This window comes from Phenylobacterium sp. (assembly GCF_030697305.1).
Lineage (GTDB): Bacteria > Pseudomonadota > Alphaproteobacteria > Caulobacterales > Caulobacteraceae > Phenylobacterium.
Genome location: NZ_JAUYQL010000067.1, coordinates 1 through 2,320, shown reverse-complemented (window position 1 = coordinate 2,320; position 2,320 = coordinate 1). Strand labels below are relative to the sequence as shown.

Genomic DNA, 2,320 nt, shown 5'->3' with positions numbered 1-2,320 from the left:
GGGCCGTACCCGCGCGGTTCAGGTCGACATAGGATTCGCTGGGCGACAGGTCGTGGATCAGCTTGCCCGCGTCCTGTTCCAGGTGCAGGCGTTCGACGCCGACGGTGAAGCTGGTGCCGTCGTCGCGTTCGACGATCACCTCGCCCTCGCCGATGATCGGGTGCTGGAACTGGCTGATCTGGTAGCCTTGCGGCAGATCAGGGTAGAAGTAGTTCTTGCGGTCGAAGCGCGAGACCAGGTTCACCTGGGCCTGCAGGCCCAGGCCCGCGCGCACCGCCTGCTCGACGCAGAAGCGGTTGATCACCGGCAGCATCCCCGGCATCGCCGCGTCCACCAGGCTGACCTGTTCGTTGGGACCTGCGCCGAAGCCCACCGCCGCGCCGGAGAACAGCTTGGCCTTGGAGGCGACCTGGGCGTGGATCTCCAGCCCCAGGACGATTTCCCATGGACCGGTGCGGCCCGCGATCAGCTTGTCGGTTTTGTCGGTCTTGCTCATGGCTTCGTCATAGTCCGGCGCGCGCGCCGACGGAAGCGGCTGGCTTAGTTCTGGCGCGCCTGGGCGACGGCGATGGCCGCGCCGAAGCCGCCCAGGCCGTCGGGGCTGACGGCCAGCGAGACTTGTCCGGTCAGGGCCGCTGGCGGGCCGATCTCGGCGGCCATGGTGCTGCTGGGCGGCAGAGGCGTGAGCGAGCGCGAGGTGGCGCGGCTCATCTCGCCCATAGCCGCCGAGCCGTCCCGGTTCCTCTTCGCCGTGCGGTTCGCCGTCGGCGGCGTCTGCGGGAGGTTCACACCCAGAGAGTCGCTGCTGAGTTCACCGAGGCTGAGCGGCGCGCTGGAGATCGGCGCATGAGTGTCCATCTCTTCCGCTGCGCTGACCGCTGGTGCGAACGCCAGCGCGATGACTGCGCCGACCGCGAGCAGAGGGGGGATTCGAGCGCTCATCGCCGCATGTTTACCACAGCGGCATGCGTTCGGCCACCGCGGCTGTCACCACCACTTCTCGGGTTTGCCGGTGATGCCGGCCGCCTTCTCCAGCGCAGCCCCGATCGAGAACAGCGTGCCCTCGTCCAGTGCGCGGCCGATGAGCTGCAGTCCCAGCGGCAGGCCCTTGGCGTCGACGCCGGCCGGAACACTCATCCCTGGCAGGCCTGCCAGGTTCACCGTCACCGTGAAGATGTCGTTCAGATACATGGCCACAGGATCGTCCGAGCGCTCGCCCAGGCTGAAGGCGGCGCTGGGCGCGGTGGGCGTCAGCAGGGCGTCGACGCGCTCGAAGGCGGTGTCGAAGTCCTCCGAGATCCGTCGGCGCACCTTCAGCGCCTTCAGGTAATAGGCGTCGTAGTAGCCGGCCGAGAGCACATAGGTGCCGATCAGGATGCGGCGCTTGACCTCCTCGCCGAAGCCCGCAGCGCGGGTCTTCTCGTAGGTCTCGGTCAGGTTGTCGCCCTCGACCCGCAGGCCGTAGCGCATGCCGTCATAGCGCGCGAGGTTCGAGGATGCCTCGGCCGGGGCCACGATGTAGTAGGCCGGCAGGGCGTACTTTGTATGCGGCAGCGACACCTCGACGATCTCGCAGCCGGCGTCCTTCAGCCAGGCGATCCCCTGCTCCCAGAGGGCGTCGATCTCCGCCGGCATGCCGTCGACCCGGTATTCCTTCGGCACGCCGATGCGCAGGCCCTTCACCGACTTGCCGACGAAGGACGCGAAATCTGGCGTCTCGACCGGCAAGCTGGTGGAGTCCTTGGGATCGTGGCCGGACATCGAAGTCAGCAGGATCGCGGCGTCCTCGACCGTGCGCGCGATCGGGCCTGCCTGGTCCAGCGACGAGGCGAACGCCACCACGCCCCAGCGCGAGCAACGCCCGTAGGTCGGCTTGATCCCCACCGTCCCTGTGAATGATGCGGGTTGGCGGATCGAGCCGCCGGTGTCGGTGGCCGTAGCCCCCAGGCAGAGCTGCGCCGCCACCGCCGTCGCCGAACCGCCAGACGAACCGCCCGGCGTCAGCTTGGTGTTGCCGCCGGCGGCGCGCCATGGGTTGACCACCGGTCCGAACGCCGAACTCTCGTTGGACGAGCCCATGGCGAACTCGTCCATGTTCAGCTTGCCCAACATCACCGCCCCGTCGCGCCACAGATTGGCGGTGACGGTGGATTCGTATTGCGGGATGAAGACGCCGATGATCCGCGAGCAGGCGGTCGAGCGCACGCCCTCGGTGCAGAACAGGTCCTTGACGCCAAGCGGCGCGCCGTCCAGCCGGCCGGCATCGCCGCTGGCGCGGCGCGCGTCGGAAGCGCGCGCCATGTCCATCGCCTTGTCGGGC

General features: G+C 68.6%; 2 protein-coding genes and 1 pseudogene. All 3 read right to left on the bottom strand.

The genetic code is table 11. The annotated features are described in order from the left end of the window. Nucleotides 1-496, bottom strand: a pseudogene (gatB, locus tag Q8R27_RS07870) (Asp-tRNA(Asn)/Glu-tRNA(Gln) amidotransferase GatCAB subunit B); the annotation flags it as partial. A gap of 44 nt (nt 497-540) precedes the next feature. Then, nucleotides 541-942 carry a hypothetical protein gene (locus tag Q8R27_RS07865; protein WP_305698491.1) on the bottom strand — a complete coding sequence of 134 codons (402 nt, stop codon included), beginning with the start codon at nt 940-942 and terminating at the stop codon, nt 541-543. A 45-nt stretch (nt 943-987) separates the two neighbouring features. Continuing rightward, nucleotides 988-2,320 (bottom strand): Asp-tRNA(Asn)/Glu-tRNA(Gln) amidotransferase subunit GatA (gene gatA / locus Q8R27_RS07860; protein WP_305698490.1); only part of this gene is annotated, 1,333 nt, incomplete at its 5' end.

Excerpts from the sequence above, each read along its gene's own strand:
- Q8R27_RS07865 (WP_305698491.1), bottom strand. The coding sequence starts at position 942 with ATGAGCGCTCGAATCCCCCCTCTGCTCGCGGTCGGCGCAGTCATCGCG.